We start from the raw sequence: 23,858 nt of genomic DNA, 5'->3' as shown, positions 1-23,858 counted from the left end.
ATAGGTTTTAACAAACAGAGGAGGTATGGTTACACATGTCTAAGTTAGGAATTGTCGGACTTGGTAGAGTGGGCAGCCAAGTATTGACAGACGTTCAATATTTGAATTTATTTTCAGAAATTGTATTAATTGATAGCAAAGAAGAAATTGCAAGCGGTGAGGCGCTTGATCATAATCATTCGCAAGGATTGTTTAATACAAGTCATGTGCGAATTAAAGCTGGCGCATATCAAGATTTAGCTGATGCAGATTTTATAGTAATTGCCGCAAGTATACAAACGGATAAAAACGATGGTGATCGTACACTATTGGCACAAGATAATCATGATATTATAAAAAATGTTATGAAACAAATTGCTGAAGTAACGCAAGAAGCTATTATTATTTTAATTTCTAACCCAGTGGATTCGATGGTATATTTTGCTAATCAAGTCAATTATCCAACTCATAAAATCGTTGGAACGGGTACAGCATTGGAAAGCTCAAGGTTCAAAACCATTATCGCTCAGCATTACCAAATTGATCCTAAAAATGTTGAAGCTTTTGTTATTGGTGAACATGGTCAGTATGCAGTGCCTGTATGGAGCAAAGTGCGCATTCATGGTATGGAACTATCAGAGTATGAAGCTTTAAGTCAATCACCAGTAATTGATAAAGCACATATTACATCAATTATCAATGAAGTATCAATGGATGTTTTTTATCAAAAAGGGTGGACCAATGCAGCGATTTCCAGGGTGACTACTACATTGATACAAGCGATTGCTTTGAATCAACGCACAATTATGCCACTAACATCAATCAGTCAGGAATACGGGCTAGATGACGGGGCGTATAGTTTGCCGACATTAATTGATCAGCATGGTATTGTACAAAGATATCCTATCACATTGGATGAACAAGAAGAACAGCAGCTCGTTGAAGCATATCAATATATCAGACAAACAATTCATATAGCACAAAATTAAGTTCATTTAATATAGAGTGAGAAACATAAGTATCACATAGCATAAAAAATGGCGATTTCTAGATTTTATATAGAAATTGCCACTTTTTTATTTTGTACTCATATTTTTGTTTCATCATTATGTCAGAAGTATCATAGTGTGACTGCTTGCTTTAATATGAAGGTATGGCTACAATGTATTTAAATATTAATATTGAATTTAATAAAAAATTAAACGATTAGAAAGCGCGGTGCAATCATGTTGATAAGACATGCTAAACTCATTAGGTTATTGTTGAACAACAGTAATCATTACCTAAGCGCAGATGAAATAGCTAATTATTTAAGTGTTTCCAATAGAACAGTGAGAAATGATATACAATACATTAATGGTGAAATTATAAATCGCTTGATTACAAGTGTTAAAGGGAAAGGATATAAACTCAATCATGACCATTATGATGAGACAGAATTAGAGACATTGATACATTCGTATTTAACAAAAGAAAATGAAAAGTTAATGAAAATTGGATATGAATTATTAATGTATCAGAAACCCACTACCATTGATCAAATAGAATCAGCATTTATGGTAACGAAAGCAGAAGCTAATGATTATATAAATAGAATAAAGGCTTGGTGTGCATCATTTGATATTAACGTTGAGGTCATTAAGAAAAAAGGTGTTACCATAACTGGTAATGAAATGAATATAAGGAATGCGATATTACATTTAAATCAATTGTCTAATAATGAAAAGACAGTAGAGGGTTTGATACTTAATGAAATACCTCAAGCGCACATCAAAACCATATGTCATATTATTAAAAACAGATTAGCACAACATTATATTTTTACTTCTGATATGCGTATTCAACAATTACTCATTCATTTAGTCATTATTATAAAAAGGGAAAAGATAAGTGAAGATTCATGGGTGATAAATGAAGAGGCTGAAGAAATAGCGATGCAGTGTATAGAAGATATCAACCATAAATTAGCTTATGGATTATCGAAAGATACAGCTAAGTTATTTTCTTTTTTCATTAGTTATTACTTTAATAAATATGATTTGGGTATAGAAACCTTTTTTGTTGAAAGCTATGTAGCGCGCATGATTCATCAAATGGAAAAAATAGTTGGTATCAATTTTACCCAAGACAATATTTTACGTGAAAACATTCAAGTACATTTTAGCAGAGCGTATTTGCGTATCGCTAAAAATGTATATATCAATAATCCATTAACGGATGAAATCAAAAAATACTATCCTTTTGTTTTTAATGCATTGTATGAAACTGTAAAATACTTGGCTAAAGATTCAAATTTAAGCTTAGTAGAAGATGAAATTGCTTTTTTAGCATTACATTTTCAATCATCTATTGATCGTAATAAAAAAGACGAAGTTAACATTGTGATAACCTGTTATTATGGTTTAGGAATATCTAGTTTGTTGGAAGTGAAAATTGCGAATCTAGATAGTCATATAAATATTGTTGATACTTTAAAATTAGAGAGACTGTCTCATTACAATTTTTCAAATGTTGATATGTTGATTACCACGCATCCCATTGACACTGCTGATTTACCAAATACATTACACGTGATAGAGGTATCCCCTTTGCTTTCGGATAATGATATAAATCACATTAAATCATTTATCAATAATAAAAGAAACCCTGTGTTGAAACAGGATGAAATATCTGCAATTCAATTTGATGTTCAAACGATGACAGATGAGGAAACTGCAACCCATGTTTTTGAAAACGCACAGTCAATGCTGATGAAACAACATGCTATTACGGAAAGTTATATGAAGAGTGCATTGGAACGTGAAAAATTTGCTTCAACATATATAGGGAATGGTATTAGTATGCCACATGGTGATCCTGCGAAAGTGTTGCGTTCACATGTTATTATATTTAAATGCCCTCATGGCTTACTATGGAAACAAAATAAAGTTAAATTAGTGTTCTTTTTAGCCATCGCAAATTCTGATACCTCAGCAATGAAGAAAATCATACATGTGATAGCTGGATTAAACGAGTATGATGTCGATCAACTTATGACTATGGATGCACAACATCTAAAACAGTATATGATTAAACTAATCAAAACATAATTGCCGTTGATAACGGCAATTATGTTTTTTTATCAATATTAGAAAGCGTTTACAATTGAATGTGAGGAGGATGAAATGATGAAAATATTAGCGATTACATCGTGCCCAAATGGTATAGCGCATACATATATGGCACAAGAAAAGTTAGAACAAGCTGCTCAAGAAATGGGCGTCAATATAAAAGTAGAAACTCAAGGTGGTGTAGGGGCAGAAAATGTTTTAACATCAAAAGAAATTAAAGAAGCGGATGGCATTATCATTGCAGCCGATAGACAAGTAGATTTGTCACGTTTTGATGGGAAATTAATTATAAATGAAAGTGTTCGTGAAGGCATTCATAAACCAAAAGAATTAATTCAACGTATCATTGATAAAGACGGACATATTCATCATGATCGTAATGGGGATACGAATCAAAAAGATGATGATCAAGAGCAAAAAAGTGGGATGCAAATGGTCTATCAACATTTAATGAATGGTGTATCATTTATGGTACCTTTCATTGTAGTTGGTGGATTATTGATGGCTATTGCTCTAACTTTAGGTGGTGAGGCTTCATCAAAAGGTTTAGTTATACCAGAAGATTCTTTTTGGAAATCAATTGAAAATATTGGTTCTCTAGCATTTAGTTTTATGGTTCCAATATTGGCTGGGTATATTGCAGTGAGTATTGCAGATAAACCTGGTTTGGTACCTGGTATGATTGGAGGCGCAATCGCAGCTGACGGTAGCTTTTATGGTAGTGATGCAGGCGCTGGGTTTTTAGGTGGTATTGTTGCAGGATTTATCGCAGGTTATATTGCAAAATGGATAAAAAATATTAAAGTACCTAAAGCGATGGCACCTATTATGCCAATCATTATTATTCCAATCATCTCTTCATTGCTTGTAGGATTAATTTTTATCTTCTTGATTGGCGCACCAATTGCGAGTATTTTTGAAGGTTTAACAACTTGGTTAAAGAGTATGCAAGGGACAAATATTATTATTTTAGCATTAATAGTTGGCGCTATGATTGCTTTTGATATGGGTGGACCAGTAAACAAAGTAGCATTTTTATTTGGTTCAGCATTAATCGCGGAGGGTAACTATGCTGTTATGGGAATGGTTGCAGTTGCAGTATGTACACCTCCTATTGGTTTAGGATTGGCTACATTTATCAATAAACGTAAGTTTAATAAAGGTGAAATTGAAATGGGCAAAGCATCATTTACCATGGGATTGTTCGGTATTACGGAAGGTGCTATACCATTTGCTGCACAAGATCCGTTTAGAATTATACCATCTAATATGATTGGTGCGATGGTAGCTGCCGTTATTGCTGCAATTGGTGGTGTAGGTGACAGAGTTGCACACGGAGGCCCAATAGTTGCAGTGCTAGGCGGAATTGATCAAATATTGTGGTTTTTTATTGCAGTAATCATTGGTAGTATCGTTACAATGAGTGTGGTTTTAATTTTAAGAAGACAAACGCCATCACTTGCAGTTGATACGAATAATATTGAAATGGGTATGGATCAATCAGAAAATGAGATAGAAACAGAAAAAAATAGTGTTTCAACGATGGATAATCAAGCATTAGAAGAACAAAGTGTATTTAGTGAACAAGTTATTCATATTTCAAAACAAACTTTATCTAGAGATGAAGCAATAGATCAGTTAATAGAAAATTTAAATGAACAAGGGTATATTACAGATCAATCACAATTAAAATCCGATGTCTTAAAGAGAGAGATGGAATCAACGACAGCGATTGGAATGAACGTAGCCATTCCTCATGCAAAATCGGATGCGGTTAAAGCACCTATCGTAGCAGTCATGAATAATAAGCACGGCGTGAAATGGGAAAGTTTAGATGGAACGTTACCTCAATTGATATTCTTAATTACTGTACCAAGTGATAGCAGTGACACACATCTCAAATTATTACAAAGATTATCAAGAACATTGATGGATGATGAAACTAGGCAAAATTTAATAAATGCAACAAATAGTAAGCAGATTTATAATATATTAAAAGATATTTAAATGGAGGTATCATGCAATGCCATTATTTTTAAAACCTGTATTTCAAGAACGGATATGGGGTGGAACAGCTCTAAAAACATTTAATTATGATATTCCAAGTGATTATACAGGAGAATGTTGGGCGATTTCGGCGCATCCAAATGGTACAAATACAATAGAAAATGGAAGGCATCAAGGTAAAACTTTAGAAGAAGTGTGGAATGAGGATAAAGCACTTTTTGGTGTTTCAGGTGATGTTAAATTTCCATTGCTAACTAAAATTTTAGATGCAAAAGATAAATTATCAGTACAAGTCCATCCAGATAATGACTATGCCCAAAAGTATGAGGGTGAATACGGTAAAACAGAGTGTTGGTATATATTAGACGCACAAGAAGATGCTGAAATTATTTACGGTGTAAACGCTGAAAATCAAGATGAACTGAATGATATGATAGATCAACAACAATTTGATAAGTTATTTCATAAAGTTAAAGTGAAGGCGGGAGATTTTTTCTATGTGCCTGCTGGTACAGTACATGCTATCGGAGAAGGTATTTTAATATTAGAAACACAACAATCTTCCGATACAACATACAGAATCTATGATTATGAGCGCACTGACAACAAAGGTAACCAACGTGAACTACATTTAGCGCAGAGTAAAGCTGTGATTAATCTTGCTGCGACTTCGCCCAATACAACACCCAAACACGAGGTGAGACAAGGGCAAACATATACGCAATTTGTTTCAAATGATTTCTTCACGGTCGAACGCTGGATGATCAATGGTGCATTAAATTATGAAAAACCAAGCGCATATTGTCTTGTATCCATAGTTGAGGGTAATGGTAATGTAGAAACGAATGATGAAGTTTATAAAATAGAAAAAGGAATACATTTTATATTAACGACAGAAGATAAAAACATAGCATTTAACGGTGATATGACAATGATTATAAGTTATGTATAATGTTTAAGAGGTGAGGGCATGGATTTACGTTAAGGCAGATTCATTTAACCTACACCTCTTTTTATCCAAAATTGAAGTAATAATATGAGTGATGAGGTGTATGGATATGCTTAAAATTTGCGCAGATATAGGTGGCACGAAAACCATTGTAGGGGTTATAGACCAAGACTTATCAGTGATTGACAGTCAAAAATTCGAGACGGATGTAGATCACCCGGAAGCAGAATTTACAAAAATTATTAATATAGCAAATGAATTCAGCAAAAAATATAATAATGTAGCGCAAAGTACATTGAATATCGCGATGCCAGGACCTTGTGATTATACTGAAGGATTGTTTTTGAATCCTCCTAATTTACAGAAATATGTAGGCTTTAATGCTGGTGATTTTATAAAGGCGCAAAGTGCATTTCAACCACATTTTGTAAATGATACTGATGCAGCGATATTAGCGGAATATCAATATTTAAATTCAGATGTAGAAGATGTCATATACTTAACAATTAGCACAGGTATTGGTATGGCATATATAAGAAATGGTCAACTCGTTACTGGCATTGATGGTAATTTTGGAGAAATTGGTCATACTATCATAAAAAATAATAGCGATTATCAATGTCCGGTGTGTCACCAATTTGGATGTGTTGAAAATGAACTGTCAGGTTTAGCGATCAGTCGTAAAGCGAGTGATATTTTACAAAAAGTGGTGAGTACTAGAGAAGCAATCGACATCTACATGAATAATGACAATGAAAATATCAGTCGTATGATGAATGAAGTAGTGTTACTAACACAACAACTATGTACGAATTTATTTAATATCTTTAATGTATATCATATTATTCTTGGTGGTGGTGTTACACAAAGTGCATTACCATATAAAGCAAACATTGAAGCGTATGCGCAAAAGCACCATTTGATTCAAAACAAACCATTTCATATTAAAGTAAGTAATTTGGCAGAAAATGTGCTTACTGGTCTTTATTATGTAAATGAACAATAAAAACAGTTTGCACATTCATAAAGATAGCGAGCATCTGAAATGATTTAATGGAAATTTCAGATGCTCGCTATTTTTTGATGTCTAAAATGCTTAAGTTGATTTATAGTCTGTTGCGCTTAATCAAAATATATTTTCTTATGTTTAATGTTTTAGATAGTTGGTCAGAAAGTAATAATCCTAATGCAATTGAACCTGCAATTAAAATCGCTCGTATAAAGGTATTGGTTGCATCTGTGAAATTTAAAGTCACCAATTGCTGTGTCGCTCTAAAAGCAATACTACCTGGGACAAGTGGAATGATGCCAGGAATCATAAAAAGTACAACGGGCGCTTTGAAAATACGACTCATAATATGGGCAAGCAAACCTAATGTTAAACTACCAAGTAAGCTAGAATATATACTATCCATTTCAAATGATTGTTCTAAAATGTAGCTGACAAAATAGCCCATTGAGCCAGCAAACCCAGCTGGAAAAAATAATTTTTTAGGGGCATCGTAAATCACATTAAAAAAGTATGATGCGCTAAAGCTACATAAAAAAGTAAATAAAATTGTCATTATGTGACCTCCTAAAAAATTAAGTAAGCAATCGCAATACCTGAGCCAATTGCGAAGGCAATGACGAGTGCTTCTAAAAATTTTGCTGTAAACATTAACATGTGTCTACTAAATAAATCTTGTATCGCAGTCGTTATTAGTACACCAGGTACAATTGGCATAACGGAGGCAATCATAGCTGGTCCGAAAGATTGATTGACTTGAAACAGTTCTGAACCAAATATAACGGTCGTACCCAAGATAAATGAACCTACAAATTCAGGTATAAACATGGTGAGTGATTTACTTTGCATATACTCAACGATTAAAAATCCTATAGCACCAGCAATAATTGTAGTAATTGCATCAGACCAAGTACCGCCTTGTAAGTATAAAAAACTTAACGATATAATACCTGCCGCAATCACTTTTTTCCATAGTGGAATACTTAAATTGGATCTATCAATATTTTTCAGCGCTTCAAAAGCTTCTTCTATAGCAAGTTGATTGTCTGTAAGTTTACGGGAAATATTATTGACTTGAAATATTTTAAGTAAATTAGTACTGTTTTTATCAATACGCAAAATTCGAGTATCGTGTTCTTCACTTAATGAAAAATTGATAAATACATTAATGACATATCCTTGGCTATTATAATAACCCATACAAATGGCGATTCGTCTCATTGTATCTTCAACACGAGAAACCTCAGCGCCAGATGACAATAAAATTTTACCAGCAAGTAATATCACATTCATCGTAACTTTATCTTTGTAGTTATCCAAAAGCGTACCTCCGACTTGATAAATAATTATCATTATTATCCCAATATTATTATGTAATTTCAAAGAGAATTTACTAAATGTAAAAAGCATAAACAATATGCATTGCTGACGTTAGCCTTCGGGTTGTCTGCGGTTACGTTGCGAGGTGTCTTAAGTAATGATTAGACGTTATCGTTTCAGCAAAATGAAATTTAAAGGTTTTAAAAAGTTAAATCAATAAAATTCAAGTATAAAAACATGTCTTATTTTTATCGATGCGACGTCTACATAGACAATTAGATATTATATTGCTGATAAAAGTTAATTGTTTCAGCCTTTAACATTTAATTAGCAATTAAAGTCCCACTTCTCAAATGTTTTGAGTCAGTGGGACTTAATGTAAGCTTGTTCGCTCAAGTTTTAGCCATTCTATTGCAGACCGTCATAATCATTTTGAATGAATTAGATTTTTATCAAATGACTTAAAGACATGCAGACGTTTTTATAATATTTGTAAGCCTTGTTCAAGATCTGAAATAATATCATCAATATTTTCAGTACCAATTGATAATCTTACTAATTCTGGTAAGACACCAGATGATTTTTGTTCTTCAGGTGAAAGTTGTAAATGAGTCGTACTAGCAGGATGAATAACTAATGATTTTGAATCGCCTACATTTGCTAAATGTGAAAATAAATTTAAAGATTCAACAAATTTGGCAATATCTTCAACTGAGCCATCCACACCAAAGGTTAAAATTGCGCCTTGGCCATTAGGTAAATATTTTTTAGCAAGATTATGATAGTCATTACTTTCTAAGCCAGGGTAATTCACCCAAGAAACTTTAGGGTGTTCTTCTAGAAACTGTGCGACTTTAAGTGCATTTTCTGAATGACGTTCTAAACGAAGATGTAATGTTTCTAGGCCAATTAGAAATTCATGTACATTAAATGGTGAAACAGCAGAACCAAGATCACGTAATAATTGTACGCGTGCTTTTGTAATATAAGCAGCTTCGCCTACATCATTTGCATATGAAACACCATGATAACTTGGATCTGGTTCGACTAAACCAGGGAATTTTCCATTATCCCAATTGAATTTACCACTATCGACGATGATGCCACCAATGGAAGTGCCATGGCCTCCTATAAATTTTGTGGCTGAGTGTATCACAATATCAGCGCCATACTCAAATGGGCGTAATAAATACGGAGTTGGGAAAGTGTTATCAACAATTAAAGGTATCTCGTGGTCATGCGCAATATGAGCAACTTTTTCAATATCTAAGACGTCTATTCTAGGATTACCAATTGTTTCGGCATAAACTGCTTTGGTTTTATCCGTTAAGGCTGCTTTGAAATTTTCGGGATTACTTGGATCCACAAAGTGTACTTTAATACCTAGTTTTTTGAAAGTGACATTAAATAAGTTGTAGGTACCACCATAAAGATTTGAAGATGCTACAATTTCATCACCGCTTTCAACAATATTTAATAAAGCTAAGTGAATTGCAGCTTGTCCAGAAGATGTGGCTAGGGCACCGACACCACCTTCAAGTGCAGCAATGCGTTCTTCAAAAACGTTTTGTGTAGGATTCATAATTCTGGTGTAAATGTTTCCGGGTTCTTCTAGTGAAAAAAGTTTTCTTGCGTGTTCTGTATCATCGAACACGTAACTTGAGGTCTGATAAATCGGTACTGCTCGTGATTTTGAGAATGCGTCTACCTCTTGACCCGCATGAATCGATAAAGTATCTAAATGCCAATGATTTTGAGACATACATTGTCCCTCCTATATATTTGAATTTTCTGATAATTATTACTATACAAGAGCACTTTTTTATTTTCAAGTATCCTTACTAAGAAAGTAAGGATTAATTTTATGTTTATAAAAATAATATGTCCCCACGAATATTAATATGTAACAATATTCATGGGGAACTTTATAGGCAAAATCTGTTCATTCGATTAGAATCATTATTTCCTAGGCAATTTTATATATTAGTAATGTTGATCATGCGCATATTGATCGTGTGTATCATCCATATTTTCATGATTTAAAACTTCAGCGTTTTGCTGTTGTAGCTGACTGTAATCTCCTTCTGGTAATTTGCTCTCGAGAGCTTCAACTTTAGGATAAATAAATAGGGGAATAAAACCAATTAAACCGTATATCATAAATGTAAACATAAAATTAAACGTATCTATAAATAATCCTGCAAAAGTAGATCCAATCACTTGTCCAATAGCCAACATTAAGAAGGGTATGCCTATACCTAAAGAGGCATTTTTAACAAATATTTTAATTCCCCAAACTAAAAGTACGCCAGTTAAGAATATATAACTCATACCAAATAGTGCAGCAGATACAAAGGGAATAATCCAAATTTTGGGTGTGAAAGCAAGGGCGATTGTTGCGATGGCAAGTGCTATAACACCTAAATTAAATGCATAACGAAGTCCGCGTTTATCAATAATTGCACCTGATATGCCACCTATCATGCCGAATAATCCTATCAAAATCCAAAAGAGTGAAAGTGCAATATCAGAATAATTACCAGTATTTTGAACAAATGATTTGGAAAATGTCCAAAAGGTTGCAGTAGATACACCTAATAATATAGAAGCAGTCGTGATACGTGTACTAGCTGAAATATCACGAATGTTAAATGAACCTGTATGAATTTTAATATTTTGCTTTAATGATGGAATGATGAGATAGTTCCAAAGTAAAACGATAAGTGCCAATATCGCATAGATAAAATAAGTTTGTCGCCAATCTATAAAAGTGAACATGGCTGTTATACCCGTAAACATAAGGCCAATACTTGTGCCAGAATTAATCCAAGTATTTGCTTTTCCTTGTTCATGCACTTTAATCCATAAAGAAATGGTGTAGCCATATGGAGGTGAAATGAGTCCAGTACTCGCACCGGCAAAGATGACACCGATAGATAAAACGATTGCGCTTGTTGAAATGCCTATCCCTAATAAACCTATTAGTACAGAGATTCCTGCTAATATAATCATACGTTTAGGGCCAATTTTATCAGTTTGTAATGTTGAAAAGATAATTGTAAAACAATAGGATAAATAAAATAATGAGGAAATAATCCCTGATTGTGATGCAGATAAATGTAAATCAGTGGTTACTTCAGGTAAAAACAAACCAAAACTAAAACGTCCTAAACCATAGGTTGTTGCTATCATAGCTATACCAGGAAATACAAGTTTAGAAAATTTCACTATAAATTTCTCCTTTAGTAGATAGAATGTTCATTCTATTTTAATTTTAAAAAAATACGAGATGAGTATATAAAGTAAGATGCTCATGCTCGTTTAAGAATTAAATTTCTTTGTGTGCTTCGTTAAGTAGTAAATCAGCCATAGTTATGGCGTGCGATGTAGCTTTTTTTGAACCTAGTAATGCTGTCATTGAGGTTGTTCCTTCAAGTAATAGTGTGAATTGAATTGCCAAATCCAATCCATTGACGATACCAGCATTATTTGCCAATTGCTCTAAGTAATTTAACAACTTTTGTTTATGTCCTCTAGCAATATTTTCAATTTCGTTATCTGTATTCGCATAATCTTCGATAGCCCTCATAAACATATCACCCTTATAAGAATGATCATTAAGCCACTGACAATGTGCTTTGACTGCAGAAATAAAAGGTTGGTGTGGTTGTTTTTCAACATAAGTGTCTAAATAATGCCAATATCTAGATTCACGTTGTTTTAACACCGCCTCAACTAAATTGTCTTTAGATTCAAAATGATTATATAAAGTCATCGTAGCTACATTGGCTTCTTGTATAATTTGCTTTAAGCCGATACCACGAAACCCATATTCATAAAATAACCTTTCAGCAGTTGATAATATATCTTGTCGCTTTTGTGACAATCGTCTCACACTTTCTTCTTAGTAGAATGACCGTTCTATTTAAAGTTAACAGCTAAATAGCAAAATGTCAAAGTAATATCAACATATTATGACTTTGACATTTTATATTTAGAAGTGTAATATAACAATAAAGTGAGTGTATACTCACTATTTGTGAAGTGGGGTGTAGAAATGATTGAAGTGAATAATTTAAGTAAATCTTTTAGTAATAAACAAGTATTAGAAGATATAAATGTTGCTTTTGAAAAAGGTGAAATCGTTGGATTAATTGGTCCGTCTGGAACTGGAAAAACAACGCTAATCCAATGCATGTTAGGAATGGAACGTATTGATGTAGGTTGGGTAACGATAAATGGAGTTGAAATGCCCAATAGAAAAATTTTAGGTGACATTGGATATATGGCTCAAAGTGATGCACTATACACAGATTTGACGGGGAGAGAAAACCTAGAATTTTTTGGAAGTATATATATAAAAAAAAGAAAAGACATCAAAAAACGCGTGGAAATTTGTAGTGATATGGTAAAACTTCAAGAAGCATTAGATAAAAAGGTATCTACCTATTCTGGTGGCATGAAACGTAGGTTGTCTTTGGCTATTAGTTTTCTACAAAATCCACAAATATTGATACTAGATGAACCAACTGTTGGAATTGATCCTAAACTTAGACAAGCGGTATGGAGGGATTTGGATGCAGCCAAAAAAGAAGGGAAAAGTATTCTAGTCACAACTCACGTATTAGATGAAGCAACACGTTGTGACAGACTATTACTTATGAATCATGGTGAAATTATTGCAATAGGATCACCACAAGATATTAAAACGCAATATCAAGCTGAATCAATTGAAGATGTGTTTTTGAAAATGGAGGACTAAATATGAATGCATTTTATATTACTAAACGAATTTTCAAACAAACAATCAGAGACATACGTACGTTAATGTTATTACTAGTAGCACCTTTGCTAATATTAACATTACTGTATTATATATTTACAGTTTCAGATAACTCGAATGGTGTGAAAGTAGGCGTTCATGATATTCCTGCATCACTGAAAGATGAATTACAGTCACAAGATATTACGATAGAAAATTTTAAGGACCATAAAAATATAGATGATAAAATAAAAGAAGATCAATTGACTGGTTTTATGTATATGCAAAATAATGAGTTAGAAGTCACTTTTGCTAATGACAATCCAACTGATAAGGGCATCATGGCTTCTACAAACCAAAAATGGTTAACCAATCATAATATGACTCAAATGAAAGAAAATACAGAATCATTAAAAAAGGCACTTGAGGAAGTTCAATCGCAAATGCCTGATAATGCTAATTCAGGTCAAAGTATGACAGATAATCAGCAAAATATCAGCAAGCCAACAAAAGTTAATACACATTATTTTTATGGGGATAAAGATGCTACATATTTTGATACAATTAATCCCATTTTAATAGGATTTTTCGTATTCTTCTTCACTTTTTTAATTTCTGGCATCGGTTTATTAAAAGAGAGAACTTCAGGGACGTTGGAACGGTTGTTGTCTTCACCAATTAAGCGCAGTCATATTATTTATGGTTATATAATGGGTTATGGTATTTTTAGCGTGATACAAACCTTTGTAGTAGTTATATATGCCATATATGTGTTAAATATAGCTGTTGCAGGTTCGATTTGGCTTGTCTTAGCTACAACGGTATTAACGGCCCTCGTAGCTTTAACTTTCGGTATACTGCTGTCTACTTTTGCATCATCAGAATTTCAAATGATCCAATTTATACCACTTGTAATTGTACCGCAAGTGCTATTTGCAGGATTAATACCAATATCGTCGATGAATATGGGGTTGCAATACTTTGCACATTTGATGCCACTATTCTATACGGGGCAAGCTATGCAAGATGTCATGATTAAAGGATTTGGTATACAAGATATTTATATCAATTTATTTATATTATTTGGTATTTTTGTAGTACTCTTGATATTGAATATTTTAGGCATGAAGCGTTATAGAAAAGTTTAAATATAGGTGGTATCAAAAATGAATCGAAATATTAAAGATATTGTGGAAGAAATTGTACCTAAGTTAGAACATTTAACTGAAAAGCAACGTTCAGTGATTGAAAGTGCCCTCGTACTCTTTAGTGAAAAAGGCTATAATCAAACAAGTACAAGTGATATTGCGAAGCGGGCAGGTGTTGCTGAAGGTACAGTATACAAACAGTTTAAAAATAAAGAAGCATTGCTATATGCAGGTTTAGTGCCTATCATAAAAGATAATATAGCGCCAACTGTAGCAGAAGAATTCTTAAGTGAATTGAATCGTGCAAGCAACTTGGAAATATTTATAAATACATTTGTGGACAATCGTTCTCAATTTATTTATGAAAATAGAATGCTGATAAAGATATTCTTTAATGAGGCTATGACAAGTAAAACATTTCAATCAGTTTTATTAGAAATATTTAATAAGCGTTTAGTTGCTCATTTAAAGCCGATAATCAATAAGATGATACGTTGTGGTGAAATGCGAGATGTCGAAGCGGAGTTTTTTGTACGTAGTTTAATTGCTCAAACAATCAATTTAAATATAAGTTGTTTAATTGATTTGAATTATCAATGTGACGAAGCGTATGAAAAACATTTACTTTATACAAAAGAAAGTCTTTACTACATGTTTAAAGCCTAACAATATAATAGCTTATTTAAAATAAAGAAAGTAGAACAGAAATGGAAGTTAGCATCTCTGTTCTACTTTTCTTTTTTTTATTTTCTAGGTATACCAATAACGTGTCCTAGTTGTGATGGCGGATTAAACGGCGTTTGCATATTAAAAGCTGCTTGTATTTTCTCTAGTATAGGTTGAGGGAACGCCATGCTCCGACGTGTAACTTTACTAACACCTATCATGATAACTTCATATGTAGCAATACGCTCATCATTGTCATTATACATTGTCAGGAATAAATGTACTCTTTTCGCATCATAATCATAAATATGTACTTTAACATAAAAGGCATCATCTAACACAAGTTCTTTTAAAAATGAAATATGTGCCTCCAAACTAAAAATGGTAATTTCATGTGTTTGTCGATAAGAAACATATAAGTCGACTGATTCAAAAAAGCCAACGACAACATCACTGAAAATGGAATAATATTGTGCATCATGCATATGGTTATTATTATCTATCCAAGATGGTTGCACGGTGTTTTTATAAATGTATTCCTCTGCCACAAAATCACTCCTCGAGTAAAAATTAATAGTAACCTATATTATTGTAACAACATTAAACAGTTTAAGTTAGTATTTTGATTGAATCTAAGCATAATTCAGCATTAATTATTAAAAATGCGAGCATTGATAAACAAATGTAAGTAAGTTATTATAAAAAATGTAAACGCTTGCATTTTGAATGTTTTAAGTTTATATCAGTATTTATAAATTTAAAATAAAAGATATAAAAATTTTGAATTTAAACAGAAATCGGTAGGTAACAAAGGTTTGGGTGACTAGGAAAAACGGGTACAGACTTAAGGTTCTGTGAAAACCACAAACATATTTTAAGCTCGTTCATCCTATATCAAGATCAAAGATGCAAGCGAGCAAAGTAGTGTTATAGACATTTGTAAATGTTTATAAATGAACTTTAATGTAACTTTAACGAAGGGGATTTATATGAAAAGGATATTTTTAATAGGTAGTGCATTCATTGGTATCATCGTGGGTGCAGGGTTTGCCTCAGGTCAAGAAATACTACAGTATTTTACTAGCTTTGGAACGTTAGGTATACTCGCGGGAATTGTTTCTACCGTGTTATTCGCTTACGTAGGTATGATGTTAGTTTGGCTAGGTAGTATATTTAAAGCTGAAGGACATAACGACGTGATACATAAATTGACTGGTGGTACAATGTTTGGCAAAGTGATTGCATGGTTAGTAGACATTGTGCTCATTATTGCCTTATTTGGATTTGGTGTCGTTATGCTTGCAGGTGGAGGTTCGAATTTTGAACAACAATTTGGCATACCAGCTGTGTACGGAACCGCTCTTATGGTTATCTTAGTACTTGTATTTGGAATGTTACGTGTGGATAACGTTGTAAAAGTGATTGGTAACATTACGCCGCTATTGATTATCTGTATTGTTATCGTTGCGATATATTGTTTATTTACGATGTCAGGTTCATTTAGTGAATTGGATACATTGGCTAAAAGTCATACCTCAGCTGTCCCACATTGGTTTATCGCAGGTGTGAATTATGTCTCACTTAATGTAGGATTAGGTGCATCAATGTCAATTGTCATGGGAGGAAATGAGAAAAATAGTAAAATAGCGGCATGGGGCGGTTTAGTTGGCGGTATAGTATTAGGTTTAATGATTATGATTAGCCATTTGGCAATTTTTTCTAAGATTGAAACAGTTGGTCACTTGCCGTTACCAATGTTAGGATTAGTCAATGATATTTCACCTATATTAGGCGTATTCATGTCAATCGTTATTTATTTAATGATTTTTAACACATGCCTAGGTATGTTTTACTCATTAGCTACACGTTTCACTGAAATTGAAACGAAACAATTTAAAATATTTTATACGATATTCACTTTAATCGGTTTTGCAATTAGTTTTGCAGGTTTTACAGATTTAATGACATTTTTCTATCCAGTAATTGGTTATATGGGAATCATTATTATAATCGTATTAATTTATGCACCATTTAAGGTGAGACGAATAAAAAAACAAGGTAAATCATTGCAAGATTTGTAAAATATCATATGAAAATAGGTATATATTTTTATAGTGTAAATGTTAAGCTAGCAGGTACGTATAAGAAATGATAACTATTGAAATCCGAAAGGAGCCAATCGCAAATGGTTTATGTGGCATTGTTGTTACTGATAATAGCGATTATATTATTGATTTATTCTATTGCACTGCTGATGGGGAAAGATGGATCATTATTTAGCTTGTTTACACATGAAGAAAAATCATTAAAAAAAGGACAAAAGCTAGCGATTTACATTGCGACAATTATATTGTTAGTAATTAGTATTGTATGGTTGCTAAATATAGTTTAAATGAATGGTAAAAAAGCTATTTAAGCATTACGTGTTGATAAGCTATCACAAATAGCTGACTCAAACACAAAATTTTAGATGTGCAATAGAGGAGGCTGGAACGGAGCACTTTGTCTCAGCCTCTGATTGTTAAATTAGCAGAAACTGACTGGCTCTGATGATATAAATGATAGCCTCAGTCAGGCACGGTCAAAATCAATATGTTGTATAAAAAGAGAACTAATCCATCTTTTGTATGGATTAGTTCTCTTTTGTATAAGTTAATTTGTAAGTCTTATTATTTTTGACGTGAAGGTGGTTGTTTGATATTTGGCACAATGAAAATTAATATTTTCTTAAGAAATTGACTTCTCTATCAAAGATTTGATGTACAACATACGTTTGAACTGCATTTAAAATGCGCTCAATAATTTGTGTTTTATTTGATAGAATTCGAATACTGAAACCATGTGTTGGCAGTTGCGTAATGCCAAAACGGCAATTATATACTTTTTGATAATGCTTGATGTGATCATATACATCATCAATAAAGGATTGATTTACTTCAGGATGTATGAAATAACATGAGCCTAAATGTGTATAGTCTTCCATATATCCTAGGCCATCAACCTTATTTTTAGTTGGATCAAGTAACAAATTATCAAAAGTTACGAGTTCATTATCAACATAAATTTCATTAAGCAGATGCATATATGTGTATGTGAAGGCTTTGTCTTCTTTTGAATAACCAGGTGTCAGTATATCTGTATAGAACAGTGAACCGCTAGCACTTAAATTAAACGTATTTTGTTGGAAAAATTTGGCGTTTTCAAATGCAATTATAGGATCGCCGACATATTCAATATAACCATTATCTTTAATGGTAAAATTTTGATATTGTTCGACATGATCATTTAATGTTTTATAAATTTTTGTCGCACCTTGTGAAGTTAGCGTCACATGTGCATTTTCTTCTGCTGTAAAATCCATCTTGTAACGGTCACCATCTAAATAACCACCGCCTACATTTACAATATAAAATGTAGGTATATCTGAGCCGTTTAAGTAGACTGGGCGTATGACTTTTAATGCTTTTTCAAAAAAGATATTACGCGCTACAGATTTTCTACCATTATTAAAAATGGTTAAATCTAATATGCCAGTCCATTTTTGTTGTGCATCGGCCATTAAGCTAAACCTTTAAGAAAGACGTCTTGATCTATCCATTCGATAACCTTATCTAAGCCTTCATCTGTTTTAAGATTAGTAAATGCAAATGGTCTTTTGCCTCGGAATGTTTCTGTATCTTCGGCCATACGTTCTAATGAAGCACCAACATATGGAGCTAAATCGGTTTTGTTAATTACAAAGAAATCAGATTTAATCATGCCTTGTCCGCCTTTACGAGGAATTTTTTCCCCTTGGGCAACGTCGATAATATAAATAGAAAAATCGACTAACTCTGGGCTGAAGGTCGCAGCAAGGTTGTCACCGCCAGATTCGATAAAGATTAAATCGATATCGTCATTGCGCTCTTTTAATTCATCGATTGCAGCAAAGTTCATTGAAGCATCTTCACGAATTGCTGTATGTGGGCAGCCGCCTGTTTCGACACCGATAATGCGGTCTGCAGGTAACACACCGGAATTAACTAAAATCTTTTCATCTTCTTTTGTATAAATATCGTTAGTAATGACTCCGATACTAAATTCTTTAGATAATTGTTTTACTAATTTTTCGATAAGTTGTGTTTTCCCTGCACCTACAGGGCCACCGACACCTATCTTAACTGTCTCTGTCATTTTAAATGCCCTCCTAAGATATAAATATTCTTACGTTTACGTTTTCATGTTCCATCTGGTTGATTTCTAATCCGGGTGCAGTGATACCTAGTTGTGATTCATCTAATGTCATAATATGATTTCTCGTATTTTTCATAAAGGGAATCATATCATGCACGATTCTTTGACCAGCAGTTTGTCCTAAAGGAATTGCACGAACGGCGTTTTGTGTTAAACTCGAAACATTTTGGTATAAATAGTAATCGATAATCATTTCAATATCGACACCCAAATGGTGACCGAGCATCGTAAAACAAATCGCAGGATGCAATTTTGCATTTTTATTTTTGTTTTGCGTTTGATACCACTTTAACCATTCACTATCGTAAAGTTCTGCTGCTAATTTGACCATGCGGTTACCCATTTGTTTTGAACCTTGTCTGGTTTCTTTAGGTAGGTTTTGTACAAAAAGTATTTTATCTAAATACAAGATTTTTTCTGTGTTCTGATGATTGAGTGCATCATAGACAAGACGCATCGTTAAACCATCAGCAAACGAAAGTTGTTCATTTAAGAATAATTCAAGCCATTGTTTAAATGATGCTTCGTCATGAACAATATCTCTTTGGATATATGTCTCAAGTCCGAATGAGTGACTGAAAGCACCTGTTGGAAATTGAGAATCACAAAATTGAAAAAGGCGCAAATGTGCATGATCAATCATGTGAATGACCTATATGTCTGAATGCTTGATTTACTTTTCTATCTTCGTGGCTATAGGGTATGCCTAATTCTTTCAGTAAATCCTCTACAAGATAGTCATATTGTACAAGCATCTCTGTTTCTGTGAATTGTGCTGGCAAATGTCGATTACCTAATTGATGTGCGATGTCACCCATTTCTTGTAATGTGCGTGGCTTGATAACTAATAAATCTTCCGAATTAACGTCTACAATAATCATATTTGTATCGTCTTGATATAAAATATCACCATATTGTAAATCGATTGGCTGTTTTAAACGAATACCAATTTCATTACCATGATCTGTTGTAACGCGTTGAATACGTTTCACTAAGTCAGAATTTTCAAGGTAAACTTTTTCAACATGTTTGTTTTTTTCATTTTGCGTAAGATTTGCAATATTACCTTTAATTTCTTCGATGATCATACTTTATCCTCCTAAAATAAGAAATAACGTTGTGTTAGTGGCAATTCAGTAGCTGGTTCACTTGTTATTTTCTCGCCATCGACAAATACTTCATAAGTTTGTGGATCCACATCTAGTTTAGGTGTAGCGTTATTATTTTTCATATCTGCTTTAGATAAATTACGAATGTTTTTAACTGGTCTTAATTTACGTTTTAAGCCTAAACTTTTACCAATATCATTTTCGTAAGCTGTAGACGAAACGAAAGTGATGGCAGTACTTTGCATATTACCACCTAATTGGCCGTACATATTACGGTATTTGAGCGGTTCAGAAATTGGAATAGAACCATTAGCATCACCGTTGATTGCTGTACTAATCATACCACCCTTAAGTACTACTTCAGGTTTAACACCGAAGAACGCTGGGTCCCACATCACAATATCTGCGAGTTTACCTTCATCAATAGACCCAACATATTCTGAAATACCATGCGTGATTGCAGGATTAATTGTGTACTTCGCAATATAACGTTTGATTCGATTATTATCGTTATATTCACCGTCTCCTTCAAGTGCGCCACGCTGTTCTTTCATGCGATGAGCCACTTGCCATGTACGTGTAATTACTTCACCCACACGTCCCATAGCTTGAGAGTCTGAACTAACCATACTAAATACCCCTAAGTCTTGTAATACGTCTTCTGCGGCAATCGTTTCTTTACGAATACGTGAGTCAGCAAAAGCGACATCTTCAGGGATGGAAGCGTTAAGATGGTGTGTGATCATAACCATGTCTAAATGTTCATCAATGGTATTGTGTGTGTAAGGCAACGTAGGGTTAGTGGATGATGGTAAAATATTTGAGTATGAAGCTGACTTAATCAAGTCAGGTGCGTGCCCGCCACCAGCGCCTTCTGTATGGTACATGTGTAACACACGGTCTTTAACTGCAGCCATTGTTTCTTCCATAAAGCCGGCTTCATTTAAAGTATCTGCGTGTAAGGCTACTTGAATGTCATAGTCGTCTGCGACTTGTAGAGCATGATCTAAGGCAGATGGTGTTGCACCCCAGTCTTCATGGACTTTAAGGCCAATGGCACCCGCATGTATTTGTTCTACGAGAGCCGTATGATTAACGGCTTGTCCTTTGCCAGTAAAGCCAACGTTTAATGGAATTTGTTCTGCCGCTTCTAACATGCGATGAATATACCAAGGACCTGGTGTAACGGTTGTTGCTTTTGAGCCTTCAGAAGCACCTGTACCTCCGCCAATCAATGTCGTTGTACCACTTTCTAGTGCAACGAGTGATTGTTCTGGGTTAATGAAGTGGACGTGTGTATCAAGTGCACCCGCAGTTATGATTTTACCTTCTGCAGCAATAACATCAGTTGTTGCTCCAATAACAATATCAACATTATCCATAATATCAGGGTTGCCTGCTTTACCAATTTTCATAATATACCCATTTTTCACACCGATATCTGCTTTGATTACTTTGTCATAATCTAAGATTAACGCATTAGTAATCACTAAATCTGCAACTTTTTTATCGTCTCTTGTTACGTTAGGGTTTTGAGCCATACCGTCTCGGATGGACTTACCGCCACCGAAAGTAGCTTCGTCACCATAAGTAGCAAAATCTTTTTCGACTTTGGCGAATAAATTTGTATCACCGAGTCTAACTGAATCACCAATCGTTGGGCCATAAAGACTTGTATATTGAGATTGCGTCATTTTAAAACTCATTTTTTATACCCACTTTCTTTATTAGCATTATCTTCAGATAAATTAGCTTCATCGATAATTTCTGAGTCTTTAGTATAATCATCAGGTTTAACTACACGGGTTTCGTCTATCGGACCATTTACTTTGCCATGGAAACCATAAATATTACGTTTTCCTTTATATTCTACTAATTGAATTTCTTTTTCATCACCTGGCTCAAAACGAACTGCAGCACCTGCGGGTATATCTAAACGTTTGCCATATGCGTGTTCACGATTGAAATCTAAAGCAGGATTCACTTCGTAAAAGTGAAAGTGAGAACCAACTTGTATAGGTCGATCACCTGTGTTTTTTACTGTGATGACTGTGGCATGAAGCCCTTTGTTAACATCGATTTCTGTACGCTTAACAATAATTTCACCTGGTTTCATCAAGTATCCTCCTTTAGACTATCGGATGATGGACAGTAATTAATTTTGTACCATCAGGGAATGTTGCTTCAATTTCTAAATCAGTTAACATATCTGCAACACCTTCCATGACATCATCTTCACTTAATATTTGTTTTCCATAACTCATGAGTTCTGCGACTGATTTCCCATCGCGTGCGCCTTCTAATAATTCAAAACTAATGATAGCAGCTGCTTCAGGATAGTTTAATTTTAATCCTCTTTGTTGACGTCTACGTGCTAAATCGGATGCAATGACTAACATTAATTTATCTTGCTCACGTTGTGTAAAATGCACGTTGTTCACTCCCTTTCCGAAACTGTTGAAAACAACACTTATGTATAAGTGTCTACATTTTTATAATAAAGGGTTGCTAGGCTAACTACAAGAATTACACATTAGTGAAAAATGCAAAAATAACAAATTCAGTAAAATTTGAAAGACTTTTAATTATAGGTTGTATGATATAAGATAAAGAACGTAAATTTTATAGAAATCAGGTGACATTGTGAATGCGATTCAAATATTATTAAAAAATATCGCGCAGGTTTTGTTGTTGAACAATGCATGGACAGGTTTATTTATCTTAATAGGCCTATTTGTAGGTAGTTGGAAAGTCGGTTTAATGGCACTTATTGCTAGTTTAATATCGTTATTATTAGCTAAATATACGAATTATTCAGAGGAAGAGATTAATAGTGGTTTAGCAGGGTTCAATCCAGTATTGACAGCAATTGCATTAACGTTATTTTTAGTACCTGAATGGTACAGCCTATTGATCGTCTTAGTTGCAATAGTCATAACAATGCCATTAGGATCTGCATTCAGGGAATTTTTCAAACCTTTTGGTGTACCAATGTTAACGATGCCATATGTGTTTGTAAGCTGGGTCGTTTTATTGATGTCTTTCCAATTCAAATTTGTAAATGCAGATGTAAAGATATTGCCTAACACAGTCAAAGAAATTACATTTTCGGGACATCAAATCGATTTTATCAGTGCCTTTTTATCAGGTTTTAGTGAAGTTTTTTTATTGAAAAGCGTTTTGGCAGGTACATTCATTTTAATTGGAATTTTTATTGCTTCCAGAAAAGCAGGATGCTACGCAATGATTGCTAATGTTATTGGCTTTGCAGCAGTTACAATACTCGGTGCAAATCATGATCAGATTAATGACGGTTTATTTGGTTATAATGTCATTCTTACAGTTTTAGCGTTAGGCGTGGCATTTAAAACTAGAATTCCAAGGTATATGAGTATTGTACTGGGTGTTTTACTAACAGTGGTTATACATGCAGGCATGATTACATTACTAACACCATTTGGCTTACCTGTCTTTACCTTACCGTTTATTATTGCTACATGGATTATGTTATTCGCAGGTAATAGTATGCGTGTACAAAAATAAGTAACCACTGAGGCATGCGGTTT

The 23,858-nt window shown here is 33.7% G+C and carries 24 protein-coding genes; 11 read left to right on the top strand and 13 right to left on the bottom strand.

From position 1 onward, the window contains the following. The first annotated feature begins 35 nt into the window (after window positions 1-35). The 5 genes from KA833_RS01340 to KA833_RS01320 all read left to right on the top strand — a co-directional run bounded on the left by KA833_RS01340 (window position 36) and on the right by KA833_RS01320 (window position 7,051). Window positions 36-968 carry a lactate/malate family dehydrogenase gene (locus KA833_RS01340; protein WP_210128131.1) on the top strand — a complete coding sequence of 311 codons (933 nt, stop codon included), beginning with the start codon at window positions 36-38 and terminating at the stop codon, window positions 966-968. 237 nt (window positions 969-1,205) lie between these two features. Continuing rightward, complete coding sequence (locus KA833_RS01335) at window positions 1,206-3,068, top strand: BglG family transcription antiterminator (protein WP_210128133.1); 1,863 nt, start codon at window positions 1,206-1,208, stop codon at window positions 3,066-3,068. A gap of 78 nt (window positions 3,069-3,146) precedes the next feature. Then, window positions 3,147-5,096, top strand: a complete 1,950-nt coding sequence (locus KA833_RS01330) for a PTS fructose transporter subunit IIABC (protein WP_064209201.1) — start codon at window positions 3,147-3,149, stop codon at window positions 5,094-5,096. Window positions 5,097-5,112: 16 nt separating this feature from the next. After that, complete coding sequence (manA, locus tag KA833_RS01325; protein ID WP_046206674.1) at window positions 5,113-6,048, top strand: mannose-6-phosphate isomerase, class I; 936 nt, start codon at window positions 5,113-5,115, stop codon at window positions 6,046-6,048. 106 nt (window positions 6,049-6,154) lie between these two features. Beyond that, on the top strand, window positions 6,155-7,051 hold the full coding sequence (locus KA833_RS01320; protein WP_064209203.1) for an ROK family protein: 897 nt from the start codon (window positions 6,155-6,157) through the stop codon (window positions 7,049-7,051). 100 nt (window positions 7,052-7,151) lie between these two features. Here the strand turns inward: KA833_RS01320 and KA833_RS01315 are convergent, their stop codons facing one another. The 5 genes from KA833_RS01315 to KA833_RS01295 all read right to left on the bottom strand — a co-directional run bounded on the left by KA833_RS01315 (window position 7,152) and on the right by KA833_RS01295 (window position 12,260). Beyond that, window positions 7,152-7,610 (bottom strand): threonine/serine exporter family protein, encoded by a 459-nt coding sequence (locus tag KA833_RS01315; RefSeq protein WP_046206676.1) that lies wholly within the window; start codon window positions 7,608-7,610, stop codon window positions 7,152-7,154. Window positions 7,611-7,621: 11 nt separating this feature from the next. Beyond that, entirely contained in the window at window positions 7,622-8,374 is a 753-nt protein-coding gene (locus KA833_RS01310; RefSeq protein ID WP_064209204.1) for a threonine/serine exporter family protein, read from the bottom strand. Between the two features lie 481 nt (window positions 8,375-8,855). Next, complete coding sequence (locus KA833_RS01305) at window positions 8,856-10,136, bottom strand: homocysteine synthase (RefSeq protein ID WP_073344394.1); 1,281 nt, start codon at window positions 10,134-10,136, stop codon at window positions 8,856-8,858. A gap of 221 nt (window positions 10,137-10,357) precedes the next feature. Next, complete coding sequence (locus KA833_RS01300; protein WP_046206679.1) at window positions 10,358-11,602, bottom strand: MFS transporter; 1,245 nt, start codon at window positions 11,600-11,602, stop codon at window positions 10,358-10,360. A gap of 100 nt (window positions 11,603-11,702) precedes the next feature. Further along, entirely contained in the window at window positions 11,703-12,260 is a 558-nt protein-coding gene (locus KA833_RS01295; protein WP_019468982.1) for a TetR/AcrR family transcriptional regulator, read from the bottom strand. Window positions 12,261-12,431: 171 nt separating this feature from the next. Here KA833_RS01295 and KA833_RS01290 point away from each other — a divergent pair, with 171 nt between their 5' ends. Genes KA833_RS01290 through KA833_RS01280 form a run of 3 tightly spaced genes read left to right on the top strand, consistent with a single transcriptional unit; the run spans window position 12,432 to window position 14,950 of the window. Next, window positions 12,432-13,136, top strand: a complete 705-nt coding sequence (locus tag KA833_RS01290) for an ABC transporter ATP-binding protein (RefSeq protein ID WP_210128135.1) — start codon at window positions 12,432-12,434, stop codon at window positions 13,134-13,136. 2 nt (window positions 13,137-13,138) lie between these two features. Next, complete coding sequence (locus KA833_RS01285) at window positions 13,139-14,284, top strand: ABC transporter permease (protein WP_210128144.1); 1,146 nt, start codon at window positions 13,139-13,141, stop codon at window positions 14,282-14,284. Between the two features lie 18 nt (window positions 14,285-14,302). Next, the gene (locus tag KA833_RS01280; protein WP_046206683.1) at window positions 14,303-14,950 is read left to right on the top strand and encodes a TetR/AcrR family transcriptional regulator; all 648 of its coding nucleotides are present in this window, start codon (window positions 14,303-14,305) and stop codon (window positions 14,948-14,950) included. 77 nt (window positions 14,951-15,027) lie between these two features. Here KA833_RS01280 and KA833_RS01275 read toward each other — a convergent pair whose 3' ends face one another. Then, entirely contained in the window at window positions 15,028-15,498 is a 471-nt protein-coding gene (locus KA833_RS01275; protein ID WP_046206684.1) for a thioesterase family protein, read from the bottom strand. A gap of 441 nt (window positions 15,499-15,939) precedes the next feature. Between KA833_RS01275 and KA833_RS01270 the strand changes: the two genes are divergently transcribed. Continuing rightward, the gene (locus tag KA833_RS01270; RefSeq protein ID WP_046206685.1) at window positions 15,940-17,031 is read left to right on the top strand and encodes a YkvI family membrane protein; all 1,092 of its coding nucleotides are present in this window, start codon (window positions 15,940-15,942) and stop codon (window positions 17,029-17,031) included. Between the two features lie 104 nt (window positions 17,032-17,135). Beyond that, the gene (locus tag KA833_RS01265; RefSeq protein WP_046206686.1) at window positions 17,136-17,342 is read left to right on the top strand and encodes a hypothetical protein; all 207 of its coding nucleotides are present in this window, start codon (window positions 17,136-17,138) and stop codon (window positions 17,340-17,342) included. Between the two features lie 324 nt (window positions 17,343-17,666). Here KA833_RS01265 and KA833_RS01260 read toward each other — a convergent pair whose 3' ends face one another. The 7 genes from KA833_RS01260 to KA833_RS01230 are packed head-to-tail and all read right to left on the bottom strand — an operon-like array spanning window position 17,667 to window position 22,724. Continuing rightward, window positions 17,667-18,509 (bottom strand): urease accessory protein UreD, encoded by an 843-nt coding sequence (locus KA833_RS01260; RefSeq protein ID WP_046206687.1) that lies wholly within the window; start codon window positions 18,507-18,509, stop codon window positions 17,667-17,669. Continuing rightward, on the bottom strand, window positions 18,509-19,123 hold the full coding sequence (gene ureG / locus KA833_RS01255) for an urease accessory protein UreG (RefSeq protein ID WP_046206688.1): 615 nt from the start codon (window positions 19,121-19,123) through the stop codon (window positions 18,509-18,511). The genes KA833_RS01260 and ureG overlap by 1 nt, the downstream gene beginning before the upstream one ends. Before the next feature lie 13 nt (window positions 19,124-19,136). After that, complete coding sequence (locus KA833_RS01250) at window positions 19,137-19,826, bottom strand: urease accessory protein UreF (RefSeq protein ID WP_046206689.1); 690 nt, start codon at window positions 19,824-19,826, stop codon at window positions 19,137-19,139. Then, the gene (gene ureE, locus KA833_RS01245; RefSeq protein ID WP_046206690.1) at window positions 19,819-20,271 is read right to left on the bottom strand and encodes an urease accessory protein UreE; all 453 of its coding nucleotides are present in this window, start codon (window positions 20,269-20,271) and stop codon (window positions 19,819-19,821) included. The genes KA833_RS01250 and ureE overlap by 8 nt, the downstream gene beginning before the upstream one ends. A gap of 11 nt (window positions 20,272-20,282) precedes the next feature. Continuing rightward, window positions 20,283-21,998: an urease subunit alpha gene (ureC, locus tag KA833_RS01240; protein WP_064209210.1), complete on the bottom strand. Its 1,716-nt coding sequence runs from the start codon at window positions 21,996-21,998 to the stop codon at window positions 20,283-20,285. Continuing rightward, entirely contained in the window at window positions 21,995-22,408 is a 414-nt protein-coding gene (locus KA833_RS01235) for an urease subunit beta (RefSeq protein WP_070658020.1), read from the bottom strand. The genes ureC and KA833_RS01235 overlap by 4 nt, the downstream gene beginning before the upstream one ends. Before the next feature lie 13 nt (window positions 22,409-22,421). Then, on the bottom strand, window positions 22,422-22,724 hold the full coding sequence (locus KA833_RS01230) for an urease subunit gamma (RefSeq protein WP_046206693.1): 303 nt from the start codon (window positions 22,722-22,724) through the stop codon (window positions 22,422-22,424). Between the two features lie 211 nt (window positions 22,725-22,935). Here KA833_RS01230 and yut point away from each other — a divergent pair, with 211 nt between their 5' ends. Beyond that, the gene (gene yut / locus KA833_RS01225; protein ID WP_070812633.1) at window positions 22,936-23,835 is read left to right on the top strand and encodes an urea transporter; all 900 of its coding nucleotides are present in this window, start codon (window positions 22,936-22,938) and stop codon (window positions 23,833-23,835) included. The last annotated feature ends 23 nt before the right edge of the window (window positions 23,836-23,858 follow it).

Origin of the sequence: Staphylococcus sp. GDY8P67P (assembly GCF_017892545.1) — a bacterium.
GTDB classification, from domain to species: domain Bacteria; phylum Bacillota; class Bacilli; order Staphylococcales; family Staphylococcaceae; genus Staphylococcus; species Staphylococcus ureilyticus.
This window is presented reverse-complemented; position numbering and strand designations above follow the sequence as displayed.